The organism is Halobellus sp. Atlit-38R, assembly GCF_003665925.1.
GTDB lineage: Archaea > Halobacteriota > Halobacteria > Halobacteriales > Haloferacaceae > Haloquadratum > Haloquadratum inordinatus.
The window spans coordinates 1-489 of sequence record NZ_QXIJ01000254.1; the positions used below are offsets into that span (position 1 = coordinate 1).

1 pseudogene is annotated in these 489 nt (G+C 65.8%); it reads right to left on the reverse strand.

Annotated features, from left to right (window positions below):
* A pseudogene (locus D3D02_RS19225) lies at window positions 1-489 on the reverse strand (DNA polymerase I); the annotation flags it as partial.

Sequence of the window (489 nt, forward strand, 5' to 3'; positions counted from 1 at the left end):
CTTCGACACGCGATTGTCGACGACGAGCGCGTTCGGGTCGACCGTCCCCTGTCGTAGCTCGTCGAGGTGCCGCCGGAGTACGCCGCACACCGCCTCCGGAGAGCGCGTCTCGTCGAACACGCGGAGCGCCTCGCTTTGGACCTCTTCGACCCATTCCGGCGTCGAGCGCTGTCGGCTCTCGATGCCTCGCGTCTTGACCGCGTCGCCGAGTCCCGTCTCAGGGTAGTCCTCACCGCGACGCTTGCCGAAGTATCGAGTGAGCGCTCCCGACTCGGAGTTTCGCATCGGACAGAACGCGACCCACTCAAACGCGCATTCGTACTCCAACTCGATGCCCGCTTCTTCGCTGATCTCGGCTGCGACTTCCTCTAGGGAGCGCTGCTCGCGACCGTCGACGGGAGCCACCCAGATGGAGTCGACGATGCCGTGTACCACGTGCCAGCCGGCTGCCTCCAGTGCGTTCTTCGCGTCGAGGAGGAGCTCGCGAGC